Annotated in this window: 24 protein-coding genes; 6 read left to right on the forward strand and 18 right to left on the reverse strand. The window is 63.5% G+C overall.

The features are described from left to right. Positions 1–1,197 carry an amidase gene (locus tag FJ954_RS14885; RefSeq protein ID WP_140661801.1) on the reverse strand — a complete coding sequence of 399 codons (1,197 nt, stop codon included), beginning with the start codon at positions 1,195–1,197 and terminating at the stop codon, positions 1–3. A gap of 541 nt (positions 1,198–1,738) precedes the next feature. Here FJ954_RS14885 and odc2 point away from each other — a divergent pair. Next, positions 1,739–2,872, forward strand: a complete 1,134-nt coding sequence (gene odc2 / locus FJ954_RS14890; RefSeq protein WP_015315876.1) for an ornithine/lysine decarboxylase — start codon at positions 1,739–1,741, stop codon at positions 2,870–2,872. A 98-nt stretch (positions 2,873–2,970) separates the two neighbouring features. After that, a complete protein-coding gene (locus tag FJ954_RS14895) occupies positions 2,971–3,540 on the forward strand; it encodes an N-acetyltransferase (RefSeq protein ID WP_140661802.1) in 570 nt (189 codons plus the stop codon). Positions 3,541–3,630: 90 nt separating this feature from the next. Here FJ954_RS14895 and FJ954_RS14900 read toward each other — a convergent pair whose 3' ends face one another. The 5 genes from FJ954_RS14900 to FJ954_RS14920 form a co-directional block, all read right to left on the reverse strand. Next, positions 3,631–3,915, reverse strand: a complete 285-nt coding sequence (locus tag FJ954_RS14900) for an SCP2 sterol-binding domain-containing protein (RefSeq protein WP_140661803.1) — start codon at positions 3,913–3,915, stop codon at positions 3,631–3,633. Between the two features lie 186 nt (positions 3,916–4,101). Then, complete coding sequence (locus tag FJ954_RS14905; protein WP_015315879.1) at positions 4,102–4,623, reverse strand: hypothetical protein; 522 nt, start codon at positions 4,621–4,623, stop codon at positions 4,102–4,104. Between the two features lie 29 nt (positions 4,624–4,652). Further along, a complete protein-coding gene (locus tag FJ954_RS14910) occupies positions 4,653–5,078 on the reverse strand; it encodes a hypothetical protein (protein WP_015315880.1) in 426 nt (141 codons plus the stop codon). 13 nt (positions 5,079–5,091) lie between these two features. Then, complete coding sequence (locus FJ954_RS14915) at positions 5,092–5,664, reverse strand: rod-binding protein (protein WP_181177820.1); 573 nt, start codon at positions 5,662–5,664, stop codon at positions 5,092–5,094. Between the two features lie 120 nt (positions 5,665–5,784). Beyond that, the gene (locus tag FJ954_RS14920) at positions 5,785–7,764 is read right to left on the reverse strand and encodes a BTAD domain-containing putative transcriptional regulator (protein ID WP_140661804.1); all 1,980 of its coding nucleotides are present in this window, start codon (positions 7,762–7,764) and stop codon (positions 5,785–5,787) included. Between the two features lie 150 nt (positions 7,765–7,914). On the opposite strand from FJ954_RS14920, the gene FJ954_RS14925 reads away from it, so the two are divergent. After that, positions 7,915–8,199 carry a hypothetical protein gene (locus tag FJ954_RS14925; protein WP_181171431.1) on the forward strand — a complete coding sequence of 95 codons (285 nt, stop codon included), beginning with the start codon at positions 7,915–7,917 and terminating at the stop codon, positions 8,197–8,199. A gap of 43 nt (positions 8,200–8,242) precedes the next feature. After that, positions 8,243–9,112, forward strand: a complete 870-nt coding sequence (locus FJ954_RS14930) for a DUF1194 domain-containing protein (protein WP_140661805.1) — start codon at positions 8,243–8,245, stop codon at positions 9,110–9,112. Between the two features lie 30 nt (positions 9,113–9,142). Here FJ954_RS14930 and FJ954_RS14935 read toward each other — a convergent pair whose 3' ends face one another. From FJ954_RS14935 to flhA, 3 genes are read right to left on the reverse strand one after another with little or no spacing between them, the layout of a single operon-like run. Next, entirely contained in the window at positions 9,143–9,526 is a 384-nt protein-coding gene (locus FJ954_RS14935) for a hypothetical protein (protein ID WP_140661806.1), read from the reverse strand. Position 9,527: 1 nt separating this feature from the next. Further along, entirely contained in the window at positions 9,528–10,280 is a 753-nt protein-coding gene (gene fliR / locus FJ954_RS14940; protein ID WP_140619428.1) for a flagellar biosynthetic protein FliR, read from the reverse strand. Further along, positions 10,277–12,364, reverse strand: coding sequence for a flagellar biosynthesis protein FlhA (flhA, locus tag FJ954_RS14945; RefSeq protein WP_140661807.1), 2,088 nt, complete (start codon positions 12,362–12,364; stop codon positions 10,277–10,279). The genes fliR and flhA overlap by 4 nt, the downstream gene beginning before the upstream one ends. Positions 12,365–12,479: 115 nt before the next feature. Here flhA and FJ954_RS14950 point away from each other — a divergent pair, with 115 nt between their 5' ends. Together FJ954_RS14950 and FJ954_RS14955 are read left to right on the forward strand one after the other, a co-directional pair. Beyond that, the gene (locus FJ954_RS14950; protein WP_015315888.1) at positions 12,480–12,779 is read left to right on the forward strand and encodes a putative quinol monooxygenase; all 300 of its coding nucleotides are present in this window, start codon (positions 12,480–12,482) and stop codon (positions 12,777–12,779) included. 234 nt (positions 12,780–13,013) lie between these two features. Further along, positions 13,014–14,795: a chloride channel protein gene (locus FJ954_RS14955; RefSeq protein WP_140661808.1), complete on the forward strand. Its 1,782-nt coding sequence runs from the start codon at positions 13,014–13,016 to the stop codon at positions 14,793–14,795. Between the two features lie 22 nt (positions 14,796–14,817). Here FJ954_RS14955 and FJ954_RS14960 read toward each other — a convergent pair whose 3' ends face one another. The 9 genes from FJ954_RS14960 to FJ954_RS15000 all read right to left on the reverse strand — a co-directional run bounded on the left by FJ954_RS14960 (position 14,818) and on the right by FJ954_RS15000 (position 22,877). Then, entirely contained in the window at positions 14,818–16,461 is a 1,644-nt protein-coding gene (locus FJ954_RS14960; RefSeq protein ID WP_140619434.1) for an MFS transporter, read from the reverse strand. 376 nt (positions 16,462–16,837) lie between these two features. Then, on the reverse strand, positions 16,838–17,104 hold the full coding sequence (gene fliQ / locus FJ954_RS14965; protein ID WP_013893193.1) for a flagellar biosynthesis protein FliQ: 267 nt from the start codon (positions 17,102–17,104) through the stop codon (positions 16,838–16,840). 13 nt (positions 17,105–17,117) lie between these two features. After that, positions 17,118–17,525, reverse strand: coding sequence for a flagellar hook assembly protein FlgD (flgD, locus tag FJ954_RS14970; protein ID WP_140661809.1), 408 nt, complete (start codon positions 17,523–17,525; stop codon positions 17,118–17,120). Continuing rightward, entirely contained in the window at positions 17,525–17,968 is a 444-nt protein-coding gene (gene flbT / locus FJ954_RS14975) for a flagellar biosynthesis repressor FlbT (RefSeq protein WP_015315892.1), read from the reverse strand. The genes flgD and flbT overlap by 1 nt, the downstream gene beginning before the upstream one ends. Beyond that, complete coding sequence (gene flaF / locus FJ954_RS14980) at positions 17,965–18,312, reverse strand: flagellar biosynthesis regulator FlaF (protein WP_015315893.1); 348 nt, start codon at positions 18,310–18,312, stop codon at positions 17,965–17,967. The genes flbT and flaF overlap by 4 nt, the downstream gene beginning before the upstream one ends. Positions 18,313–18,340: 28 nt before the next feature. Then, positions 18,341–19,384 (reverse strand): flagellar hook-associated family protein, encoded by a 1,044-nt coding sequence (locus tag FJ954_RS14985; protein ID WP_015315894.1) that lies wholly within the window; start codon positions 19,382–19,384, stop codon positions 18,341–18,343. Positions 19,385–19,387: 3 nt separating this feature from the next. After that, complete coding sequence (gene flgK / locus FJ954_RS14990) at positions 19,388–20,842, reverse strand: flagellar hook-associated protein FlgK (RefSeq protein WP_015315895.1); 1,455 nt, start codon at positions 20,840–20,842, stop codon at positions 19,388–19,390. 27 nt (positions 20,843–20,869) lie between these two features. Next, the gene (locus FJ954_RS14995) at positions 20,870–22,129 is read right to left on the reverse strand and encodes a flagellar hook protein FlgE (protein ID WP_140661810.1); all 1,260 of its coding nucleotides are present in this window, start codon (positions 22,127–22,129) and stop codon (positions 20,870–20,872) included. Positions 22,130–22,208: 79 nt separating this feature from the next. Continuing rightward, entirely contained in the window at positions 22,209–22,877 is a 669-nt protein-coding gene (locus FJ954_RS15000) for a response regulator transcription factor (RefSeq protein WP_015315897.1), read from the reverse strand. Between the last annotated feature and the right edge of the window lie 23 nt (positions 22,878–22,900).

The following is a 22,900-nucleotide window of genomic DNA, read 5'->3' on the forward strand; positions in this document are numbered from 1 at the left end:
TCAGGCTCTTTGTGCTGCGTCGAGAAGTTTTCGGCCGAGCCGTATCAGGGCAATGTCGCTGCCGGAAGGGCCAAGCAGCGACAGGCCGAACGGAGCGCCGGCGACCGAGCCGATCGGCAAGGTGATCTGCGGAAAGCCGGAGAGCCCGGCCAGGCATAGAAGATGGAGCGCGCGCTCGCGGTAGGCCTGGAATTGCTCCGGTGTGCTGTCGACATAGGGTGCCGGACCCGGCACCGTCGGCAGGACAAGGAAGCCGTCCTTGCCAAGCAAGGCGCTGAGTTCGCCGCGAAAGGTCAGCCGGCGCACCTTCTCGGCCTGTGCTGTCCGGTCGTCGACCGCACGGCCAAAGCCGAACCGTTCCTCGACGCCGGGCCCGAGCTCGCGCTCGCCGCTGGTGATCCATTCGCCATGCACTGTCCAGGCCTCCTTGGCCTGCAGGCGGCGAAAGCACCAGTAGAGTTCGTCCGGGGACGAGCTGAAGCGCGTCGCTGGCGTCGCCGGCGTGCCGAACACCGTGCCCACCAGCGCCTTCATTCCGGCATATTCGGCGGCCGCCGGCCGGGCGACCATCTCGTCCAGCCAGCCGAGCGCCAGCGGGCGGTCCAGGGAATGCTGGTGCGGATCGCGGCCAAGCAACAGCTTGCCGACAGTCTCATAGGTTTCGATGTCGTCGGCGAACCAGCCGAACGTGTCGAGACTCGGTGCCAGTTGCATGGTGCCGTCGAGGGAAATGCGGCCATGCGTGGTGCGCAGCCCGATCAGCCCGCAGAAACTCGCCGGCGCGCGGATCGAACCCCCGGTGTCGGACCCCGTGGCGATGTCGGCCAACCTGCCCGCAACCGCCGCCGCCGACCCCGACGACGAGCCTCCGGTGACACGGTCGGGAGCCGCGGGGTTCACCGGAAACGGAAAATGCGCGTTCTGGCCGAACAGAGCGAAGGCCAGTTCGTCGGTCTGCGTCTTGCCGATGAAGCGCGCACCGGCGTCGAGAATTGCCTGCACGGCCGGCGCCGTGCGCGAAGCGGCGTGGCCATTGGCGAATTTCTGCAAATTGCCGCAACCGGTGCGGTAGCCGGCAACGTCGTAAATATCCTTGACCGCCAGCCGCAGGCCGGCCAGGGGTCCAAGTTCGGCATGCGCCACCGGCATCTGGCGAAGGTCGAGAAAGGCGTTGAAAGGGCCGTGCGTGCCTGTCATCGTTCGATATCCGTATACGGTTGGCCAACATTGTTCGATGCCAGAAATTTTACAACCTGCGATACGATTTTTATTGATTGTGAAATGCTTCGCTCTTATATCGCGCTTGCCCAAAGTCGCACGTGCCTGTGGGTGTCCGCCGATCCTCGAATGGTGAGGGAAATCGGTAAGGTAACTGGAGCTAACCCCTCCAGTCGGTTTAGCGGCCAACCGCCAGACCGAGGACACCTTGAAGCAACGACGGTGCGGGCCTTTCTGGTTCTCTGCCGGTTGTCCAAAGACCGGGGTTACTGAAGAGGCACACCTTCATTGCCGGCAGTGCGGAACGGGGTTCTCCCAATCCAAGCCAAGGCAGACAAAGCGAACCGAAGCCGGGCAAGGCTAAGGTTCATCGCCGCGAGACGGCGCTTCATGGTTCCGGGGTCTCCACCGGCTGGTTCCATGAATTTTCCGTCCCGCCTTTGTTTGACCGCGTGTTCGCGAGGCCGACAGCCCGCGCCCGCACCCTTGTGCGCGCCGAAAGGCGCGATGGAGAAACCCGATGGCCACACAGCGCATCCTCGACTTCCTCGCCACCCGACGTCCGTCCGGCCCCTGCCTCGTCGTCGACCTCGACGTCGTGCGCGACAATTTCCGCGCTTTCGAGAAGGCTCTGCCCGATTCCAAGATCTATTATGCGGTGAAAGCAAACCCGGCGCCGGAAATCCTGCGCCTGCTTGCTGCGATGGGCTCGTCCTTCGACACCGCTTCCGTTGCCGAAGTCGAGATGGCGATGGACGCCGGTGCGCCGGCGGACCGCATCTCCTTTGGCAACACCATCAAGAAGGAGCGTGACATTGCACGCGCCTACCAGCTCGGCATCCGGCTGTTCGCGGTCGATTGCGTCGAGGAAGTCGAGAAGATCGCGCGCGCCGCTCCAGGCTCCCGCGTGTTCTGCCGCGTGCTGACCGACGGCGAGGGCGCCGAGTGGCCGCTGTCGCGCAAGTTCGGCTGCGTGCCCGACATGGCCGTCGACGTGCTGCGCCATGCCAGGGGCCTCGGCCTCGACGCCCATGGCGTGTCGTTCCATGTCGGCTCGCAGCAGACCGACCTGACCGCGTGGGACCGTGCTCTGGCCGACGCCAAGAAGGTGTTCGCGACGCTCGCGGAAGAAGGCATCGTGCTCAAGATGGTCAATATGGGCGGCGGCTTCCCGACGCGCTATTTGCGTGACGTGCCGGCGGCCCAGGCCTATGGCCAGGCGATCTTCTCGGCGCTGCGCAAGCACTTCGGCAACGCCATTCCCGAGACGATCATCGAGCCGGGCCGCGGCATGGTCGGCAATGCCGGCGTCATCAAGTCGGAAGTCGTTCTGATCTCGAAGAAGGCCGACAACGACAATGTGCGATGGGTGTTCCTCGACATCGGCAAGTTCGGCGGTCTGGCCGAGACGATGGACGAGGCGATCCGCTATCCCCTCGTCACCCGCCATGACGGCAGCGAGACCGCGCCTTGCGTGCTCGCCGGCCCGACCTGCGATTCGGCCGACGTGATGTACGAAAAGACGCCCTATCCGCTGCCCTTGTCACTGACCATCGGCGACGAGGTGCTGATTGAAGGCACCGGCGCCTACACGACCACCTACTCGGCGGTCGCCTTCAACGGCTTCGAGCCTCTCCGATCCTACGTGATCTGACGGCTCATTGGAGCTGTTCAGATCATCCCAGGTGGGCGCCCGTCGCCCACTTGGGCTCGCCTGTGGAACATATCTCCGCTCGTGAAGGGATCGCGGAAATGGAAATGTCAGTCGAATTCGTAGCTCATGCGCCGGCCTTCGCCATGGTCGCCGAAACCGCTGCCGACATGGCGGCGCGCGAAGCCTTGCTCGATCGCGCCATGGGGCCGAAGCGCAAGACCAAATCATCGGAGAAGCTGCGCCGCGGCCGCCGGCCCTCGGAGGGGCTTGCCTTCGTCGCATGCGATGCCTCGGGCGGCGTGGCCGGCACCGTGCGGCTATGGGATGTCACGCTGGGCGAGGGCGGTCCGCCAGCGCTGCTGCTTGGCCCGCTCGCCGTCGACCCGTCGCTCAAGAGTGCCGGCATCGGCTCGGCGCTGATGCGGCATGCCATCGCGGAAGCCGCGCGCCTCGGCCACGCTGCGATCCTGCTGGTTGGAGACGAGCCTTACTATGGCCGCTTCGGCTTTTCGGCCGCCAGGACCGGGGCGCTCGCCATGCCGGGGCCTTACGAACGGCACCGTCTGCTGGCCTTGGAACTGGTGGAGGGCGTGCTTGACGGCGCCAGGGGCACGCTGAAGGCGTCCGGCCGCAAGCTCAAGGCACAGGCGCCGACCTTGGCCGCATGAGGCCTTAAGCGCGACTGCCCTTCAAACGAAACGCCGCCTGAAAAGGCGGCGTTTCGTTTACCTCGAAGTCGCTTCTGGCGGCCGCGCCTGTCAACCGATCAACTGGCTCAGCGCCATGGCGACGGTCATGTCGCCTTCGACCTTTATCTTGCCGGTCATGAACGCCATGGTCGGGTTCAGGTCGCCCGCGATCAGCGAATCCAGATCGTCGAGCGACAGCTTGATGGTGCAGTCGGCGGGAGCGTCCGTGGTCGAGACGGCCGCGCCGTCGATGACGATGACGCCGTCGCTGCCGGTGTCGAACTTCACGGAACGGTCGAAGCCGCTGCTGGCCACGCGCGACTTGATCTTCTCGGCTATATCCTGAACGCTCACGCTGTTCTCCCTGTCCGGTTGCATCTGTCACGCTACGCACTTCGGTCCAGCCGAAGTTCATGCGGCATCACTGGCGATCATGATCGCTGCCGCATATAGCTTCGGATTGACGTTTACGTCAACGCGAATTGCAGGGATTGGCCCCAACGCCGACTGCTCTAGGGCCACCGGCACCGGGCCGATGGCTTAGTGCGCGCTGACCGGCTTGGGAGTCTCGGTCGCCTGGGTGCTGGCATCCTGCCGCCGACGCAGCCAGTTGTCGCGGATCTCATCCTTGCTCAGGAAATTGACCTGGTCGATCAGGACCTCATGGACCAGGGTTGCGCCGACCCGGGTGTTGATCGTGTCGCGGATCGCGGCGCGAAAGGCATCGAGGTCGAGCGTCGCCTTCTTGGTGAAGTCGATCTGGGGGTTGGCGTAGAGGTAGGTGTAGACCTGGTCGGTGATGAGCGCCTCGGCCGGGATCGACAGCTTCTTTATCTGCTCCGGCTCGACGGTGTAGACGAGCTTGGCCAGAAAATAGCCGTCGATCTTGGAGTCGTGGATCAGCGGCACCGAAATGATGTCGGTCTTGACGTAGTCCAGCCCGCCCAGCATCGGCTTGGGTTTCTCACCGACGCCCTGTTCACCGGCGGCCTGGAACGAATAGAACACCGCGCCGAGCGTGGCGGCGCAGATCCAGACCGCTATGGCGATGACCTTGATCATTTTGAACGCGAGCTCGGCATTGCCGCGCTCTAACCTTTCATCCTGCCGAACTCGCCGGCGGAGTAGGTGCCGTCGGTCTCGGCGCGCTGGATGGCACTGCGCAGCAGGCTGGCGACCTCGTTGACGGCGCTCAGATGCGCCAGGATAGCGGCTTCGTTCTTCGCCAGCTTCTGGCGCAGCCGGGTCAGGCCCTCGCGGTGCTGCTCGAGGAATTCGGCTTCGCTGCCGCCCTTCATGGCCCGGGTCAGCTCGTAGAGATAGCGGCTCTTGCGGGCGTTCGACGCCTTGAGGTCATAGCTTGTATCGCTGCGGATGCCGGCGGTCTCTTCCTCGACCACCTCCTCGATGCGGCCGATGATGGCGGCAAGGTTTCCAGGCCGCGCGAAAGGAGTTGGTGCGTCCGACGCGGTGGTGCGCGCGGGCAGCTTGGCGGTGAATTCCGAAGAGTCGGCCATGTGTTTCCCAGTCCTAGATCTTGATGTCTGTTTTTTTGGTTGTCTCGTCGCCGGTCATCGACTTGGCGGCTTTGCGCTGCAGCTCCTGGACGAGCGACGTGGACAGACGGGTCTGCTGATCGATCTCGGTTTTTTCCGGCCCATTCGAGATCGGGCCGATCGGAATCTTGCGCTTGCCGTCCATGTAGTGGTCGGCGAGCAGCGACTTGGCGATGCCGATGCCGCCGCGGTCAGCCATGACGTCGGCGACACGCTCGGCGAGCTGCGATTTCCACATGTCGCCTGCGAGACCCGTGCCATAGACGCCCTCGGTGTCCTTGGGCAGCATGTTCTGGATGAAGGTCTGCAGGACCATCGCCTCGAACTTCTTGAACTTCTTGGCCGGGTCGGCTGTTGCGGCGGCCTTGTCCGCCGTCGCGCGCGACAGGATCGAGCCGGCATCGACCGAAGCCGCAGTGTCGACCGAAAACGTGCCGGCGACGCTGCCGGCGCGCTTGGTCAGCGCGGCGCGGGCAGCCTCGATATCCATCGGATCGGCAGCTCGGACGACATCCATCACGATGTCGCTGGGTGGAGAAATCGCCAAGAAGGTCCGCCTTTTGCCGGGTTTCCTTAGCCAGGACCATGCCTCAACAAGCTTGTGGCAGGCTTGCGGAGGCGGGCTTGATCTGGTTTCTCCGGGTCCAAGCCGTCTAGCCACCTTCCGTCAGGAAGCAGGAAGGCCAGCTCTCGACAGCATTTCGAGGAATCTCGCGTGATGATGATCCTTCACATAGCGAGGCACAAAGCCGGGGCAGACATTGCCCAGGTTGAGATGAGGAAGTTGTGACAGGCAATGGTGTATGGCCCTAGAGGCTTCTTCGTTGTTTCCGGTCGCCGACGCGGACGCGGCCCAGTAAAGGGCGCCGCGAACAAATCCCGGCTTTGTCCTGACCACCCTGCGGGCGACTTCGAGCGCCCGCCGATCGTCGCCGCCCGCAAACAGTGCGACAACCAAGCCATGATGACGCCAGAAATCGATGACGTCATGCGTTCCGAGCCGGATTGCCTCGTTCGCCTCACGCACTGCTTCGTTTACCTCTCCGCGCAATGCCAACAGCATCGAAATGTCGCCGTGGCCGGTCGGATAGCTTGGATTGAGACTGATCGCGTGCTGGCATTCGGCGATCGCTTCGTCGATGCGGCCACAGCTTTCGAGCGCGAATGACAGGATGCAGCGGGCAATTTCGTCGTCAGGCACCGCCCGTACCGACGCCGCCGCAAGCTCGACCGCCCGCTCGATCTGGCCCGGCTCCCTGGGTAACGAGCCGAACGCCACGCCCATTGAAATTATGATCGAGAGCGTCCGCTTCGCACGCGCGTTGTCGGCGCCTATGGAGACAGCTTTCTCGGCAAGTTCTAGCCCGATCAGAAGCGAGTCCCGGGTCATCTCAAAATACTTCATCAAAGCTTCGTTCACCAACCTGCGCACTTCGGGGGGACCAGGCGGACTCTTGTCGCGGACTTTCCAGTTGGTCAGTTGAAGGTCGAGGATCACGGCCAAGACAACAGACTGTGCGATCCTGTCCTGGAATTCGAGCGCATTCTCGGACTGCCCGTCGAACTTCTGGGCCCAGACGTTGTGGCCGCCAGCGGCATCGACAAGCTGGATGTTCACCCTCAGCCCATTGCCCGATCTCTGGACGCTGCCGCTAAGCACGTATCGCGCACGGAGCGTTCCCGGGATCTTGGTTCCTTCGGCACCACTTTTCTCCGCAGGCGGCTGTGCGGAGAGCACGACATAATCGGCCACCTCGGAAAGAGCCGTGGTGATGTCCTGCATGAGCCCCTTGGAGAAAAAGTCGTCGCCTTGCTTTCCGGTCAGATTGATGAAGTCGGCAACGCTGATCGATGGGCGCCCGTGGCGCTGGTTGGCTGGAACAGTATTTGCCGACTGTGTATTCGACGCCGTATCGGTAGACAGCATGGATTGCCAAAGCGCTCGCGTTTCCGGGCCGACCTCGACCCCGAACTCTTTCTTCAACATGCTTCTGCAAACTTCGTATGTCCTGATCGCCCTGTCGCGTTGACCCGACGCAAGCAGTAATTCCATCTTGAGCCGATAGGCCTCTTCCCGCGTCGGTTCCATGACGAGAACGCGATCGACCAGTATGATTCCGGTTTCCGTGTCAACGAGACGGGCCAATTTTTCGAAAGCTTCAAGTGCGCGGCTCAGCAATCTGTCGCGTTCGGATGTGACCCAGCCATCGAACCCATCGCTTCCCAGATAAAACCCGTCGAGGAACGGCCCGTTGTAGTTCGCCAGAGCCGTTTCGAGTTCCGGCACAGAACGGGCCGTGAGGCCTGCTTCGAACTCGTCCACGTCAACCCGAACCGCGTCTGGCGTGAGGCCAATCGATTCCCCGCGGGAATGGATAAGATTCACGCCTGCCCGCGATAAATCCCGGCGCAGAATACTGAGGGTTTGCCTCAGACTGTTGCGGGAGTGGTCGCTATCGCTGTCACTCCAGAATAGATCAGCCAGCCTCTCCCGTGTCGCTGCCATGCCTGGAGACCGGGACAGATAAGCGATGATCGCAGGCCCTCGTTTTCCCGTCAGCCGGAGCGAATCCGCCATGGCATTTTCGATCCTGAAACCACCGAAGAGTGAGATTCTATTTGTCTCGTCCTTATCTTCATTTTGCATTTGCTCTCCCCGCCTGACGAAATTCTAACTCAAAACTAACGCTTCGCAAACAGTAGCGGCCCACCCTCAAGCGCTGCCGTGATGCAGGATTGTCTAGGTCCGGCGAGTTAGGGGGCCGAGTCATCAAGAACTTGGCTTGAGGGGTGCCGGGTGTCTGAGATCAGAGCCAATTTGCTGCTGCTGTTGGCGGCCGCTATATGGGGCCTCGCCTGGCCCGATCCCTTCCGTAGTGCAGTGCTCGCCAGCCGGTTGCCGGCAATGCTAGCGACAACCGTAGCCCTCGGGGGGACCTTCCCGCGGGTCTGGTTGGGCGAGTCCTTCGCGGCGCTCGCCATGCAACTGAGTTTGCTGGGCTGTTACCTTCTATGGACCAAGGCGGATCTGCTGCTGCTCGGCGCGCGGAGCAAGGTTCTTCGCGAGATTTCCACATGTTGAAAAGTAACTGTTTGAGAATGCCCGTCTTGAGGTGGAGAATGACATGTTGGGTAGTATGCATCGGGGCGTAGGTGCCCTGTCCGTAGCGGCCTCTTTTCGCGAGCAGGCGTGCGCGATATGCAGGGGTACCCTGATATCGGGGACAGAGCGGTCAGCCGAAGGGCCAGCAAAGCGTGCCGGCCTATTTTTGGCGCTGGTAGGGACACTTGGAGCTTCGGTGGTTTGGGCGCCGCAGGCCTGGGCGGCCAACGTCGATGTTGCCGTAGTATTCGCTGTCGATTTCTCATCCTCGGTCGATCCAAAGGTCGCCGATCTACAGCGCGAAGGTCATGCTGCGGCACTTACTTCTCCAGAGATCATCGCCGCCATCGCGCGCAATTACGTCGGCTGCATCAGCGTTGCCTACTTTGAGTGGTCAAGTCCCGGACACTCACGCGTCGTGCTGCCGTGGACAAACATCTGCGGGCTGGAAGACGCCAGAGCGGCCGCATCGGTGATCAGCAAGAAAGGAGATACCGGCTTCGCCCGTCGGGGGCGGAGCGGAACGTCCGTATCGTCGGCTATTGATGTCGGTGCCCTTCTGCTCGACCAGTTTCCGGGAACGGCAGCAAAGAAAGTAATCGACATCTCAGCCAACGGCGAGAATAATGATGGGCTTCCTGTCCAGCCGAGCAGGCTGAACGCCGTTGCCAAGGGGTATACAATCAACGCGATTGCCATTCCAACGCAGGATGAGGATCCCGATCAACCGTTGGCATCCTATTTTGCCAAATCGGTCATTGGCGGCTCCCAAGCCTTCGTTATAACGTCGAAGGGACCGAGTGACTATGTGATGGCCCTTCGCCGCAAGCTGGTTACGGAAGTAAGCATGGACGTTAGCCGGCAGGCGGATGGACTCTCTACGCAACATTGATGAGTTCGGGCAACGTTCCGGCTCCGCCAATTACTCCTGTCCCCGCTTCTGCGCGATCAGGTCCAGCCGCTCGCGGTCTGATATCTCGCGCTCGTCGCGGTTGCGCAGGTCCCTGTAGGCGCGCTCGACCATGTTCGTGCGGGCGGTTGCCGCGGCGATGAGGGCGGCTTCTTGTCTCGCGCCTTCCAGGCTCTCCTCCTGGCGCACGACGGCCTGGGCGATGCGGCGATGATAGAGATCGGGGAACAGGCTAGAGAGGGAATTGTCCTGGTCGAAATGGCCGATCAATTCGCGGGCCTCGGTCTCGGCGGCGCTTGCCGCGGCGACGAAGGTGGCGTGGCGGGTTTCGTGCAGGGCTTTCAGCTGTCCCTGCACCTTGACCAGTTTCCTCAGACGATCCTTGCGCGTGCTCATGTCACCTCGCCAGCGTGAGGTCGACGAAGCCGTCGACGAACAGCGACAGCATGGTGCCGGCGGCGAAATAGAAGATCAGCATGCCGCCGGCCATGACGAAGGGCTGCGAGATGAAATAAATCGGGATCTGCGGCGTCAGCTTGTTGACGAAGCCGATCGTCAGATTGACGAGAATGGCATAGGCGACGAACGGGCTGCCGAGGCGGATGACCAGGAAGAAAGTGTCCGACACGGTGTCGGTGATGTCGACCAGCGCCGCCTGCGGGTTGAAGAAGACGTTGACCGGCGCGACCGTGTAGGACGCCACGAGGGCGCGGACGATCTCGTGATCGAAGTCGAAGACGAACAGCATCAGCAGCGCCGAGAACGAAATGATGGCGGCAAGGGCTGCCTGCGGCTCCGGTTCCTCGATCGCCGGTCCGCCGGAACCGCCATAGCCGATCAGCATGGCGATGGCCGAGCCCATGAAGCGAAGCGCCTCCATGTAGAGCCTGGTCATGGCGCCGATCAGCCCGCCGACCAGCAACTCCGAGATGATCATCGGCACCAGGATCTGCGGACGCGGATCAACGAAGGGAAAGATCTTGTCCCACAGGAAGGCAAGCAGGCCGCCGGTGGCGGCGATCGCGACGAACAGCCTGACCTGGACCGGGACGCGGGCGCTGGACAGGCCAGGCATCAGCATGAAACAGGCGCCGATGCGGCAGAAGGCGAGGAACGCCGCGATGACGACGGCCTGCGAGAGAACGCTCACGATATGGTCCCGAGCACCCTGATCTCGACGCCCTTGGCGATTTCGACATGGGAGAGCACCGGCAGCGTGGTGAACAGGCGCTCGATGATCATGCGCACATAGGGGCGGGCGTCGGGCGCGGTGACGAGGACAAAACGCTCGCCGGCTTCGAGGTGTTTCTTGATCGCCTTGGTGGCGTCCTGGCCGAATTCCTCCAACTGGCGCGGATCGATGTCGAATTCGCGCACCTCGCCCTTGGCGTCGCGCTTGAGGCTCTGGTGGAAGGCAAGGTCCCAGCGGTTGCCGAGGCGCAGCACCTTGAGCACGCCGCCTTCGGAGAGGTCGCCGCAGATCTGCTGGGCCATGCGGATGCGCACATGTTCGACGATCTGCTCGGTGCGGCGCACATGCGGCGCGATCTCGGCGATGGCCTCGATGATGAGATGCAGGTTGCGGATCGAGACGCGTTCGGCAAGCAGCAGCTTGAGCACCGCCTGCAGGCCGGGATAGGAGATGTGGGTGGTGCAGATCTCGTCGGCGAGCTTACGGTATTCCTGGTCCTGGCGTTCGAGCAGCGCCTTCATGTCCTTGTAGGACAGGAGCTGCGGCAGGTTGTTGCGGATGACTTCCGAGAGATGGGTGAGCAGCACCGACATGTTGTCAGCGAAGGTGAAGTTCTCGCGCTTCAGATCCTCGGCGAAGGTCTCCATGACGGAGTAGGCGCGCATGCCGAAGGCGGGCTCGCGAATCTCCTCGCCGGGGATTTCGGGTATGTCGCGGTTGCCGAGCAGCACCATGATCTCGCCGACGCGCATCGAATATTCGGCGACCACGGTGCCGTGCACCTTGATCTGATAGCTTTTCGGTGGGATGGCGAAGTCATCGGCGACGCGCACTTCCGGCACGACGAAGCCATACTGCTGGGCGAATTTCTTGCGCATCTTGGACATGCGGAAGACCAGTTCCTGGTGCGAGACCATGAGCCGGGTCGAAAGCTGCTTGCCGATCAGCAGTTCGATCTCGGCGGTGGCGAGCGAGGCCTTGACCGAGTTCTTCTCTTCCTCGGCCTTGCTCGCTTTTTCCTGGCTCTTCAGCGCCTCGGCCTCGGCGACGGCCCGGTTGTGGCGCATTGGAATGACATAGCCGAGGCCGGCCATGCCGGCGGCGAGCGCGAAGAACGGGAACAGTGGCAGGCCGGGCATCAGGCCGAGCAACACCAGCAGTGCGGCCGCCACGTAGAGCGCGCGCGGATGGGCGCCGAGCTGGCCGAACACGGCCTGGTTGGTCGAGCCGCGCGTGCCGCCCTTGGAGACCAGCAGGCCGGCGGCGAGCGAGACGATGAGCGCCGGGATCTGAGTGACGAGACCGTCGCCGACCGACAGCTTGATGAACACGTCGGCGGCCTCGCCCATGCCCATGCCGTGCCTGATGTAGCCGATGGCGATGCCGCCGACGATGTTGATGGCGGTGATGATGAGGCCAGCGATGGCGTCGCCGCGGACGAATTTCGAGGCGCCGTCCATCGAACCGAAGAAGGAGGATTCCTCTTCCAGTTCGCGGCGGCGCAGTTGCGCGGTCTTGTCGTCGATCATGCCGGCGGAGAGGTCGGCGTCGATCGACATCTGCTTGCCGGGGATGGCGTCGAGGGTGAAGCGCGCACCGACCTCGGCGATACGGGTGGCGCCCTTGGTGATGACGATGAAGTTCACCACGATCAGGATCATGAAGACGATCAGGCCGATGACGAAATCGCTGGCCATCACCAGCTTGGAGAAGCCGGCGATGACATAGCCGGCGGCGTGCGTGCCCTCATTGCCGTGCGACAGGATCATGCGCGTGGTGGCGATGTTGAGCGACAGGCGCAGCATGGTGGCAATGAGCAGCACGGTCGGGAAGGACGAGAAATCGAGCGGCCGCTGGATCCACAGCGCCACCATCAGGATCAGCACCGAAAGCGCGATCGAGAAGGCAAGCCCGATGTCGATGAGAAAGGCCGGGATCGGCAGGAACAGCACGGCCAGGATGACGACGATGCCGAGCGCGAAGAAGACGTCGCGGCCGTTCTTGGCCACCGCGCCGGGCTGGATGCTTTCGCTGATCGCCATTCTCGTCCTCGAAACCCTGGGCTGCCGAGCATGCGACAGCCCGGCGAGGGTAGCTGGCCAAGCTTGCGCGAGGGTGGGAGAGTGACGGAATCGACTCTCTCGCGAAGGACACCTCATGCTGCTGATCATCGGTACGATCCGCCTGCCGCCCGACAGGCTCGACGAGGCAAGGCCGGTGATGGAGCGCATGGTTCGCGCCAGCCGCGCCGAGGACGGCTGCCTTGAATATTCCTATGCGCAGGATGTGCTTGATCCCGGTTTGATCCGGATCACCGAGGTGTGGCGCGCCAGACCGGCCCTGGATGCGCATTTCCGCTCGCCGCATCTTGCCGACTGGCGCGCGAGCTGGCCGGGGCTCGGCATCGGCGAGCGCAATCTCGTGCTCTACGAGGCCGGCGAAGCCATGCCGACCTGAGCGGTCCGGCGCCCGGATCCTTGCCGCGCTCCGGCTCGGTGTACGCATTGTGCTGAAAGGGCACGGTTAGTTCGCAACTGGCGGGCGGCCCCGTCGGCCCAAAGCGGGAAAGGCCGGATCGGGCGGTTTCGCGGCCATAATGGCGCCTTTGATGTCGGCATTGTGGTTGTCACGACGTGCCGCCCGGCGTATCAGGCGGGTCTTCCTTTGCCTTGATATCGGCGAGCCGCCCCGGTGCTTTCCAGAAACCAACCCCAAGTCTACGCCCGCCGGCTGCGCGCGGTTCTTTTGAGGTCAGTCCCTCTGCTGGAGGCGCGCGGTATCGCCGTCGTCATGCTGGCGGGCGTTATCGGCGTCATGGCTGGCATACTGGTCACCGCGATGAGCCAGATCGTACAGGACCTGCACGGGCTGCTGTTCGGCGTCCAGCCCGGCGGGCGCCTGTCTGGCATGTTCTCGCTCGCCAATCCGATACAGGCGCTGATCCCGGCGATCGGCGGTATCCTGCTCGGGATATCGGTGGTCTGGCTGAGGCTCCGGAAATTCCGCACGCCGGTCGATCCGATCGAGGCCAACGCGCTCTATGGCGGGCGCATGTCTCTGACCGATACCTTCATCATCGTCGTGCAGACGATGATTTCCAGCGGCTTCGGCGCTTCGGTCGGTCTGGAGGCGGGCTACACGCAGGTCGGCTCAGGCGTCGCCTCACGGCTGGCGCGCGCTTTCCGGTTGCGCCGCAACGACGTCCGCATCCTGGTTGGCTGTGGTGCCGCCGGCGCCATATCGGCCGCCTTCGACGCGCCGCTGACGGGCGCCTTCTACGGTTTCGAACTGGTCATCGGCATCTACTCGGTCGCCAATGTCGCCCCTGTCATGACGGCCGCGATCTCGGCGTCGCTGACGGCGGAAGTGTTCGGCGGCGTGCCCTTTCCGCTCGAGCTTTCAGGGTTGCCGCAACTCACCGCCAGCCAATATGTGCCTTTCCTGTTGCTCGGCCTGCTTGGCGGTGCTGCCTCGATCGCCATCATGCAACTCGTGACGTTGATCGAGCGTGGGTTCAACCGCCTGTCGGTCGACGCCTCGCTGCGCCCCGTCATCGGTGGTGTGCTGGTCGGCCTCCTCGGCCTGATCACGCCGCAGGTCCTGTCCAGCGGCCACGGCGCGCTGCATCGCGAGTTCGCCATGAATTACGGGCTGGCGGTGGTGGCCAGCGTCTTCGTGCTGAAGCTGGCGGCGTCGGCGATCTCACTGGGTTCGGGCTTTCGCGGCGGATTGTTCTTCGCCTCGCTGTTCCTTGGTGCGCTACTAGGCAAGTCGTTCGCCGGTGTCATGGCGCTCGTGTCGCCGGCGACCGGTATCGACCCCTCCGTCGCCGCCGTTGTCGGCATGACGTCGCTTGCCGTCGGCGTCGTCGGCGGGCCTCTGACCATGACCTTCCTGGCGCTGGAATCGACCCGCGACCTGACGCTCACCGGCGTGGTGCTGGCCGCCTCGATCATGGCGGCGATCCTGGTGCGCGAGACCTTCGGTTATTCGTTCTCGACCTGGCGCTTCCACCTGCGCGGCGAGACGATCCGCAGCGCCCACGATGTCGGCTGGATGCGCAGCCTGACCGTCGGCTCGATGATGCGCGAGGACATCAAGACCGTCGATGCGTCGACGACGCTGGCCGCCTTCCGCAAGGAATTCCCGCTGGGTTCGGCCCAGCGCGTGATCGCCGTCGACCCGGGGGATGAGTATGTCGGCGTGCTGATCGTGGCCGAACTGCACAGCGATCCCTCCGGGGGCGAGGTGCCGGTGCGCGACCTTGCCCAGTACAAGGATGCCGTCCTGGTGCCCAGCATGAACGTGCAGGCCGCCGCCGAGACCTTCCAGCGCGCCGGCGCCGAGGAACTGGCCGTGGTCGAGGACTTCGCCGACCACATCGTGCTCGGGCTGCTGACCGAGGGCCATTTGATGCGGCGCTATGCCGAGGAACTCGAAAAGGCCCGCCGGGACCTGTCGGGAGAGGGGTAGGCGCCGCGAACCTTCGAATTCGTCAGTGCTCGATCGGCCCCTTGGCCATCACCAACGCGGTGCCGGCGGTCGTCGGGCGCTCGATGACGCGGCGCACGCGCGGCGGCTCGTTGCCCGAGTGCAGCGCCCGCAAGCGTTCGCCGACCATGGCGTCGGCTTGGGTGATGCGACCGTTATGCCTGACATATTCGAGCCAGGTCGGCGTGTGGTAATGCTCGATCCAGATCGCCGGATTTTCGAGATCGCGCGCCAGTGTCCAGTTGCGGGCGCCGTCGCGGCGGCGGATGCGGCCGCGCTCGGCCATGGTGGCGAGGAATTCCGCCTCGTCCTCGTGCCGGATGATGTATTCGATCATAATGGCGATCGGACCGCTGCGCGGCTTCAGGTCGAGTGCCAGGTGGGGCTCCTTGAAGCGGTTGAGCGGGTCGAGGTTGAGCACCTGCTGTTGCGGCAGCGGCAGCACGAGGCCGATGGCGCCGCCGGCCAGCATGGCGATGGCCGCGGCGATCAGCGCCGTCTCGGCGCCATGCGCGTCGGCGACGACACCCCAGATCCAGCTGCCCAGTGCTATGCCCCCGAAGGTTGCGGTCTGGTAGACCGACAGAACCCGGCCGACCACCCAGCGCGGTGTCGCCATCTGCACGGTGACGTTGAAATGCGAGAGCGCGATCACCCAGCAGGCACCGCCGACCAGCAGGCCGAGCGAGGTCTGCCAGGCATGCTGGCTGACGGCGGCGTTGAAGGCGCAGGCCGCAAAGCCGGCGAAGGCACAGCGCACCATCGTCTCGCTGGAGAGCAGCTGCCGCAGCCGCACGCTGATCAGCGCCCCGCCGACGGCGCCGATGCCGAAGGCGCCCAGCATGATGCCGTAGGTCAGCGCATCGCCCTTGACCACATCGCGCGCCACCAGCGGCAGCAGCGCCAGCACCGCGCCGGCGCTGAAGCCAAAGGCGGCGCCCCTGACCAGCACCTTGCCGATATTCGGCGACATGGCGACGTAGCGCAGGCCGGCGCCCATGGCGGCCCCCAATGACTCGCGCGGCAAGGTCGAGGCCGGTAGATCCGGCTTCCAGCGTGCCAGCACGACGATAAGCCCGACATAGCTCACCGCGTTCGCCGCGAAGGCCGCGGCCGCGCCGGCGGCCGCGACGATGATGCCACCGATTGCCGGGCCGACGCTGCGTGTCAGGTTGAAGCCCATGGAATTCAGCGCCACGGCGGCAGGCACCTTGTTGCGCGGAACGATGTCGCCGACGGAGGCCTGCCATGACGGGCTGTTGAGTGCCGTGCCGCTGTCGATCAGGAAGGTAAAGGCCAGCAGCGTCCACGGCGTGATCAGGTCCAAATAGGTGAACGCGGTCAAAAGCACCGAAACGACCAGCATGAAGGTCTGGGCGACCAGCATCACCTTGCGACGGTCGAAGCTATCGGCGATGGCGCCGGCGACAAGCGCGAACAGCATGATCGGCAAGGTGGTCGAGGCCTGGACCAGGGCGACCTGATAGGGCGAGGTGGCGATGGTGGTCATCATCCAGGCGGCGCCGACGCCCTGGATCAAGCCGCCGAAATTGGAGACGAGGCTCGCGCCCCATACGGCCCGGAAGATGCCATGCCGGAACGGCGCCAGCGCCGAGACGCTTTCGCTATCCGGCTTCTCGTCAATCATGGATGGGTTCCTGCCACGGCGCGCTGATCCTTGCGGGAATCCGTTTCCCCGCATGATTTGCCGAAACTATGGCATCGCGGCGCAAAGGGCGAATGCCTTGCAGGGAAGATCATGGTCCAACAAGGGGATAGCGAAGGGCCACACGCTGGCGCCGCCACCGCAAACCGTCGCGCCCTGAATGGCACTCCACAGCATGTCGCGGCGAACCGGATTCGCCCGACCTGCTGTAAGCTTCTGATTCTATGCACGTCGTTGTTCCGGAACCGGGAACCACTTCCGGGCGACATGCATTAGCCGCAACCCGGACGCCTGCTAGCTGCGTTCCATCCCGGCGCAAATCTGGGCGGAAGCGTCGAGCACCCTTGCTGGAAATCGCTCAGAAACCGTTCTGGATGCGCTCGAAGATGACATTGGTGAAGGCCGATATCTGGCCGCCGATGAAGGGACCCGTAAGCGCCACCACCAGCATGATGGCGACGATCTTGGGCACGAAGGTCAAGGTGATTTCCTGGACCTGCGTCAACGCCTGGATCAAGGCGATGCCAATGCCGACCGCCATGGCGACCAGTACCACCGGAGCGGATGCGGTCAGCACCGTCCACACCGCATACTGGACGATGTCGAGTGCGTCGGCCTCATTCATGTCGGCGGTTGGCCTAGCTCGCCGGCTTGATCGACACGCCCGCGCCGACAGGGACCGTGGTGCCATCCTGCAACACCGCGATCAGTCCGTTGCTGCCAAGCGTAACCGACGCCACCGTGCCCGTTGTCTTGCCATCGGCCGAGGTGATGTTGCGGCCTATGAGAGCGTCGGCCTGCGACAGCGCCGAGGACTGCATGATCTGGTCGAGCTTGGTGTTGGTCTGCACCGATTGCTCGACCTGGGAGAAGGTGGCGAGCTGGGCGACATACGCCGTCGAATCCATCGGTTTGGTCGGATCCTGGTTCTTCATCTCCGCGATCAGAAGCTTCAGGAAGGACTGATAGTCTACCGCCGTCTTCGAGGTCGACGTGGTGGTCTGGTTGGCGCCAACCGGCACCGTCGTCGTCATGTCCACGGTCATCAGTATCGTGCTCCCACGGCCAGCGGGCGCGCGGCGCCCGGAACATCGTCATTGCCGCCAAGCGCGCGGCGTTCGAGAGGATAAAGCGAACGGATCGCCTTCAAGGCCTCGTAGATGTGATCCTCGCCGACCATGCGGTCGACCTGTTTCAGCGCGCTGCCGATCTCGGCGTCTTCGAAACTTGCAATGAGCAGTGGCAGCGAGCGGCGGAACATCTCGCGCGCTTCGTCGGCGCCAGCGGGGTTTATCAGCATGACCTGCACGATGAAATAGAGCTGCCGCAATGGCGTCGACGCGTCGTCTGCTTGGATCACATGGCTCTCGAGCAGGAACTGCACGTCGTTCATCAGCTCGATGGTGACCTTGCGGTCGACGCGGATGACCGCGCCGTTGATGTAGATCTTCTCATTGGGCTTCAGCGATAACTTCAACGTGTTGGTCATTGAATGCCGTCGCGGATGATCTGGGATACTTCGATCAGCCCCTCGAAATTGTCGGTGCGGCCCTGGCGGATGTCCTCGGCCTCGCGCAGCAGCCACAGGCCGATGGAGATCAGGTTGGCGCGCAACTCCTTGGGGAGCGCATTGTCGCTGGAACCGAGATCCTCGACGAAGGTTGTCCAGACGCGATTGGTGAAATGCAGCGCCTCCACCGCCTCCATCGAATGCTGGCCTGCCGCGGCGGCGGCCGACAGCATGTCGATCGAGCGGGTCAGGAGGTCCCGCTCGCGGTCCTTGGCGTCCGCGACGGAGGTGCTCTGAACGTCGGCGTAGGAGAATTGGTACATCGGTGGCTCTACCGTTCCGCTGGAGGTGTCAGGTCAGGTAATTCAACAGGCTGAGCTGCTGCAGGCGCGCCGTCAGGGCGAAAGAGGTCTCGATATGCTGCGTCAGATTGGCGACGCGGGTCGCCGCTTCCGCCGGATCGACTGCCTCGAGATCCAGAATGTGCCGTTCGAACAGGTCGATCTGCGTCTTCATGCGGTCGCTGGCATCGGAGACGCGCTTCTGCACGATGCCGGTCTGGGATTGGACCTGCGCGATGCCGCTCAGCGCCTCGCCGACCAATTTCTGCGAGTGGTCGATGATGGTGTCCTTCGCCGCCTGGCTGATGTTGGTGGACATCAGGCTGGAGACCAAGGCCGCCGCCATGGCGAGCTTCCTGATGCCGTCGCTGTTGGCCCCGGTCGAGGTCTCGGTGGTTTCGTTGAGCGCGATGCGGCTGACGATCTGCTGGTCGGTCGCATTCGACATGTTGGTCTGCCAGCCCGCGCCGAGGAACTGCGGCGTGACATCGTTGGTGATGAAATCGTCCATCTGGGCCGCGGTGATGTTGGCCGCGGCCGGGTCACTGGGCGGGAAGCCGAACTTGGCGACGAAGGAGGCGTCAAAGGCAGCCTTGGCGGGAGAGCCGGCGGCGGTGAAATCGTTGATCGGCTTGACGTCGGTGTTGGTGCCAGCGAACAGATATTCGCCGTTGACGCTGGTGTTGAGGATCGACGTAAGCTGCTGGATCGTTGTCTGGCCGGTCGATTGGGTCAGGCTGTCGGAGTTGTCGCCCGACGACGCGGTGGTCAGGCTGGACAGGAAAGTCTGCGCGACGCTGGAGAGCTGGCCGAGCGAGGTCTGGGTGGATGAGAGCCGGGCGGCCACCAGTCCGTTGGAATCGACAACGACGTTGAGCCGGTCGAGGTCGCGCGAAAAGGTGACGGACTGGGCGGTACGCCCACCAAGTGCCAGACCGACATCGGCGACCTTGCCGGTCGAGGACTCTTTCGTGGCTTTGACGAGATCGGCCTGCATGCGCATCTGCTGATAGCGCATGGCATTCGTAAGGGCAGCAGAGGAGACAAAGGTCATGGCTTATCCCACCGCGCTCAACAGCGCCGTCATCATGTCGTCGATGGTCTTCATCATCCGGGCGGATGCCTGATAGGTGTGCTCGAGATCGAGCATCAGCGACATTTCCTGATCGACATTGACGCCCGTTGCGTTGGACAAGGCATCGGCACTGCGCTGTGCCAGGGCTTCCTTGGCGTCGGCGGCGGTCGAAGCCTGCTGACGAACGCCCTGCAACCAGCCGATCGAATTGGCGGCGTAGTCGGCAACGCTGGAGGTTGCCGAAATCCCGGCCAAGGGATCGAACGTCATCGGCTTGTCGAGCTGGTCGCCATAGGCGACCAGAAGGTTGGAGTATGAAGCCCCGCCAGTGGTGTTGGCGACGTAGGCGACGCCATTGGCCCCCCCATCGCGCAGCAATGTCGGGTTGCCGCCGGTGCTGGGATCCATCGCGGCATTGATCTTGATCGTTCCAGCAAGGCCGTCGACGAGCGTGCCCGCGGCTGGCACCGCCGGTGCGCCCGACCAGGTGAACAGGCCCGCCGCATTGGGCATCGACGGTGCCGTTTCGGCAAAGGCGGTGATCAGGCCGCGCGCGGTTTCGTCGAGCTGGCTCTGCATGGTCGAGGCGACGCCGTCGCGCAATTGCAGCAGGCCGGCAATGGTGCCGCTGGCGGTGGTGTTGCCGCCGCTGCCCGCCGAGACCGGTACGTTGTCGATATAGACCGTGTTGCCGGCCGCACCCGCGGCGTACCCCGAAGACGGGGCGAAGCTGACGGTGCGTGGGATCGTCTCGAACAATGTCGTGCCGTCACCCGTGGTGATGACCATGTCGTTGTCGCCACGCGTGAAGGTCGACACCGGAATGTAATTGGCGATCTTCTTCAACAATGCGTCGCGTTGGTCGAGCGCATCGGAAACGTCGGTGCCTGAACGGGTTCCGGACATGACCGCGGTGTTGGCATCCTGGAACTGGTTGAGCAGCGAGTTGAGATCCTTGACGGCGGTATCGATCTGGCCGTCGGTTTGGGTACGAAAATCCTGAATGGCCTTGGAGCCTTCATTCAGGGACCGCACGACCTGTTTGGCCGCGTCGATGACGCTCGAGCCAAGATTCTGGTTGGACGGCGAGGTGGCGTATAGCTGCAGCGCCTGCTGCAGATTGCCGATCGCTGTCGAAGGCGAGGAGGCGTTGTCGACGCCATTCACCGATACGTCGAGCTGATCCATGCCGTTGTAGAGCGCGCTCTGGCCGGCATAGGCGGACAGAGCGCCGAGGTTCTGGCGAAACAGCAGGTCGTTGGCCGCACGCTGGACATCAACCGAACGCGCGCCGGGCGTCGTGCTGGTGACCAGCGCGATGCGGCGCGAATAGTTCGGATTGTCGGCGTCTGCCACGTTGCGCGTGACGACGCTTGTCTGCCGCGAGGTGGCCAGAAGCGCCGATTGGGCGATGCTCAGTGCGGAGGAAAGCGACATGCTGGTCTTTCACGGGCGAAGCCCGGTTTATCTCTTCAGGTTGACAAGGACGTCCATCAGGTCGGAACCGGTCTGGAAGACTTTGGAATTGGCGGTGTAGCTGCGCTGGGCCGCGATCATGTCGGTCAATTCCTCCGCGATATCGACGTTGGAATTTTCGAGCGCGCCCGAGATGATCGAACCGGCCTTGCCTTCGTTGGCAAAGCCGACACGGATCGCACCGGAGTCGGTGCCTTGCGCGTAGACATTGCCAGGCAGCGCCTTGAGCTGGTCAGGGCTCTGCACGTCGGCCAGCGGAATTTTGTAGAGCGGCTTGGAGGTGCCATCCTTGTACTGGGCGTAGATGGTGCCGTCCTTGCTGATCTGCACCTTGTCGATGGTGCTCGGCGCGTTGCCGTTCACCTGGGCGTCGGTGACGGTGAAGCCGGTGCCGAGCTGGGTCAGCTTTGACAGGTCGAGGGCAAGGCTGGCGCCGCCCGGTACGGTGAATGAAATGCCGGTCGGGGTGCCGGTGAGCTTGCCGGTGGTGGTATCGAAGGTCAGGTTGGCCGTGCCCAGGGCGCCGCCGGCAGCGTAGGGGAAGCCAGTTCCGGCTGTCGCCTTCGACTGGTCGAAGACCGCCACCTCCCAGGTGCCTGCGCCGGTGTTGGTGAAATAGACGTCGAGCAACTTCTTGTTGCCGAGATTGTCATAGGCGACCATCGACGACTTCGAAGTATACTGCGCTCCCGCCGAGTTCGTGCTGGGCAGGTTGATGGCAGCGACCGGTGTCGCACCTGCCGGCAGATTGCCGCTGAAATTGCCTTGGGTGCTCGGCGTCGCGGTCAGTCCCTGGTCGGAGATGACAACCGGCTCGAGACCTTCGAAGCCGTTCACCGTGGCCGCCGGCGTGCCATTGGCGTAGCTGTAGGCCATCAGCTGGAAACCGGCGGCATTGACCAGCCGGCCCTGTGCGTCGGGAACGAAGGCGCCGGCGCGGGTCAGGAAAGGCGTGCCGCTTGGATCCTGGACGACGAAGAAACCATCGCCGCTGACGGCAAGGTCGGAGACCGAGGTCGTGTATTGAAGTACGCCCGGATCGCTGACCGCCTGGCGGATCGTGGTGGTGACGCCGCCGGAATTATAGGCGCCACCGGTCGACGGCATGATCAATGTCGAAAATTCGGCCGAGGACCGCTTGTAGCCGGTGGTATCGGAGTTGGCGATGTTGTCGGCTGTCGTCGACAGGCGGTTCGCCTGGGCGTTCATGCCCGAAACGCCGGTCCGCATCATTCCGTAGAGGCTCATCGAGATGTCTCCGCAATATCCATGCCACTGGCTTCGAGGCTACGCGTCCTGTCTTGCGCGAGGCTGGCGCGGTGCCGCATCAGAACACGAGCCGGTAGCCGAGGAAGCGCTTGGAATCGATCGGGTCGGTGCCCAGCTTCTCGCGCAGTTTCTTGCGCAACTTGCTGATGTGGCTTTCAACCACGTTCTCTTCGACCTCTTCGTCGAAGATGCCGTAAATGGCATTGAACACCTGGGTCTTGGTGACGCGGCGGCCACGGTTGCTCGCCAGATATTCCAGGATACGGCGCTCGCGGCGCGGTAAGGGCAGCGGCTGCCCGTCGATCTCGGGATCGCGGCCGTCCATGAAGATGCGCATGGCGCCGATCTCGGTATAGGCGACGTCCTCGCTGGCGCGGCGGCGGATGGCGGTGATGCGGGCCAGGATTTCGCGGATGTGCACCGGCTTGCGAATGACGTCATCGACGCCGCTCTCGAACAACCGCAGCGTGTTTTCCAGCGAATGCTGCTCGCTGAGCGCAATGACCGGAGCTCCGGTGCGGTCGCGGATCTGGCGCGGCGAGATCGCGCCGTCGCGACAGTCGCCGATCAGGAAGGCCCGCACCGATCGCAGATCGGTGTCGGCGGCCGAGTTGACCCACTCGCCGAACTCGCCCGGCGCGAAACCGGCGCAGGCGATCCCCTCGCGGTCGAAAAGTGAATTGTAGCCCTCTGTCACGAGCTCTCGCTCGTCAACGATAACGATCATCGGCCCCGCCTCCGAATCAGCAC

It is taken from the genome of Mesorhizobium sp. B2-3-15, assembly GCF_006442875.1.
GTDB lineage: Bacteria > Pseudomonadota > Alphaproteobacteria > Rhizobiales > Rhizobiaceae > Mesorhizobium > Mesorhizobium australicum.

What these genes read in the sequence shown, in the direction of transcription:
- FJ954_RS14930 (WP_140661805.1), top strand. Translation starts at nt 8,243, where the DNA reads ATGTTGGGTAGTATGCATCGGGGCGTAGGTGCCCTGTCCGTAGCGGCC.
- flbT (WP_015315892.1), bottom strand. Translation starts at nt 17,968, where the DNA reads ATGACCAACACGTTGAAGTTATCGCTGAAGCCCAATGAGAAGATCTAC.
- FJ954_RS14960 (WP_140619434.1), bottom strand. Translation starts at nt 16,461, where the DNA reads ATGATTGACGAGAAGCCGGATAGCGAAAGCGTCTCGGCGCTGGCGCCG.
- FJ954_RS14910 (WP_015315880.1), bottom strand. Translation starts at nt 5,078, where the DNA reads ATGGCCGACTCTTCGGAATTCACCGCCAAGCTGCCCGCGCGCACCACC.
- FJ954_RS14885 (WP_140661801.1), bottom strand. Translation starts at nt 1,197, where the DNA reads ATGACAGGCACGCACGGCCCTTTCAACGCCTTTCTCGACCTTCGCCAG.
- FJ954_RS14895 (WP_140661802.1), top strand. Translation starts at nt 2,971, where the DNA reads ATGGAAATGTCAGTCGAATTCGTAGCTCATGCGCCGGCCTTCGCCATG.
- FJ954_RS14950 (WP_015315888.1), top strand. Translation starts at nt 12,480, where the DNA reads ATGCTGCTGATCATCGGTACGATCCGCCTGCCGCCCGACAGGCTCGAC.
- fliQ (WP_013893193.1), bottom strand. Translation starts at nt 17,104, where the DNA reads ATGAATGAGGCCGACGCACTCGACATCGTCCAGTATGCGGTGTGGACG.
- FJ954_RS15000 (WP_015315897.1), bottom strand. Translation starts at nt 22,877, where the DNA reads ATGATCGTTATCGTTGACGAGCGAGAGCTCGTGACAGAGGGCTACAAT.
- flgK (WP_015315895.1), bottom strand. Translation starts at nt 20,842, where the DNA reads ATGTCGCTTTCCTCCGCACTGAGCATCGCCCAATCGGCGCTTCTGGCC.
- flgD (WP_140661809.1), bottom strand. Translation starts at nt 17,525, where the DNA reads ATGACCGTGGACATGACGACGACGGTGCCGGTTGGCGCCAACCAGACC.
- FJ954_RS14935 (WP_140661806.1), bottom strand. Translation starts at nt 9,526, where the DNA reads ATGAGCACGCGCAAGGATCGTCTGAGGAAACTGGTCAAGGTGCAGGGA.
- FJ954_RS14905 (WP_015315879.1), bottom strand. Translation starts at nt 4,623, where the DNA reads ATGATCAAGGTCATCGCCATAGCGGTCTGGATCTGCGCCGCCACGCTC.
- FJ954_RS14995 (WP_140661810.1), bottom strand. Translation starts at nt 22,129, where the DNA reads ATGAGCCTCTACGGAATGATGCGGACCGGCGTTTCGGGCATGAACGCC.
- flhA (WP_140661807.1), bottom strand. Translation starts at nt 12,364, where the DNA reads ATGGCGATCAGCGAAAGCATCCAGCCCGGCGCGGTGGCCAAGAACGGC.
- flaF (WP_015315893.1), bottom strand. Translation starts at nt 18,312, where the DNA reads ATGTACCAATTCTCCTACGCCGACGTTCAGAGCACCTCCGTCGCGGAC.
- FJ954_RS14920 (WP_140661804.1), bottom strand. Translation starts at nt 7,764, where the DNA reads ATGCAAAATGAAGATAAGGACGAGACAAATAGAATCTCACTCTTCGGT.
- FJ954_RS14985 (WP_015315894.1), bottom strand. Translation starts at nt 19,384, where the DNA reads ATGACCTTTGTCTCCTCTGCTGCCCTTACGAATGCCATGCGCTATCAG.
- odc2 (WP_015315876.1), top strand. Translation starts at nt 1,739, where the DNA reads ATGGCCACACAGCGCATCCTCGACTTCCTCGCCACCCGACGTCCGTCC.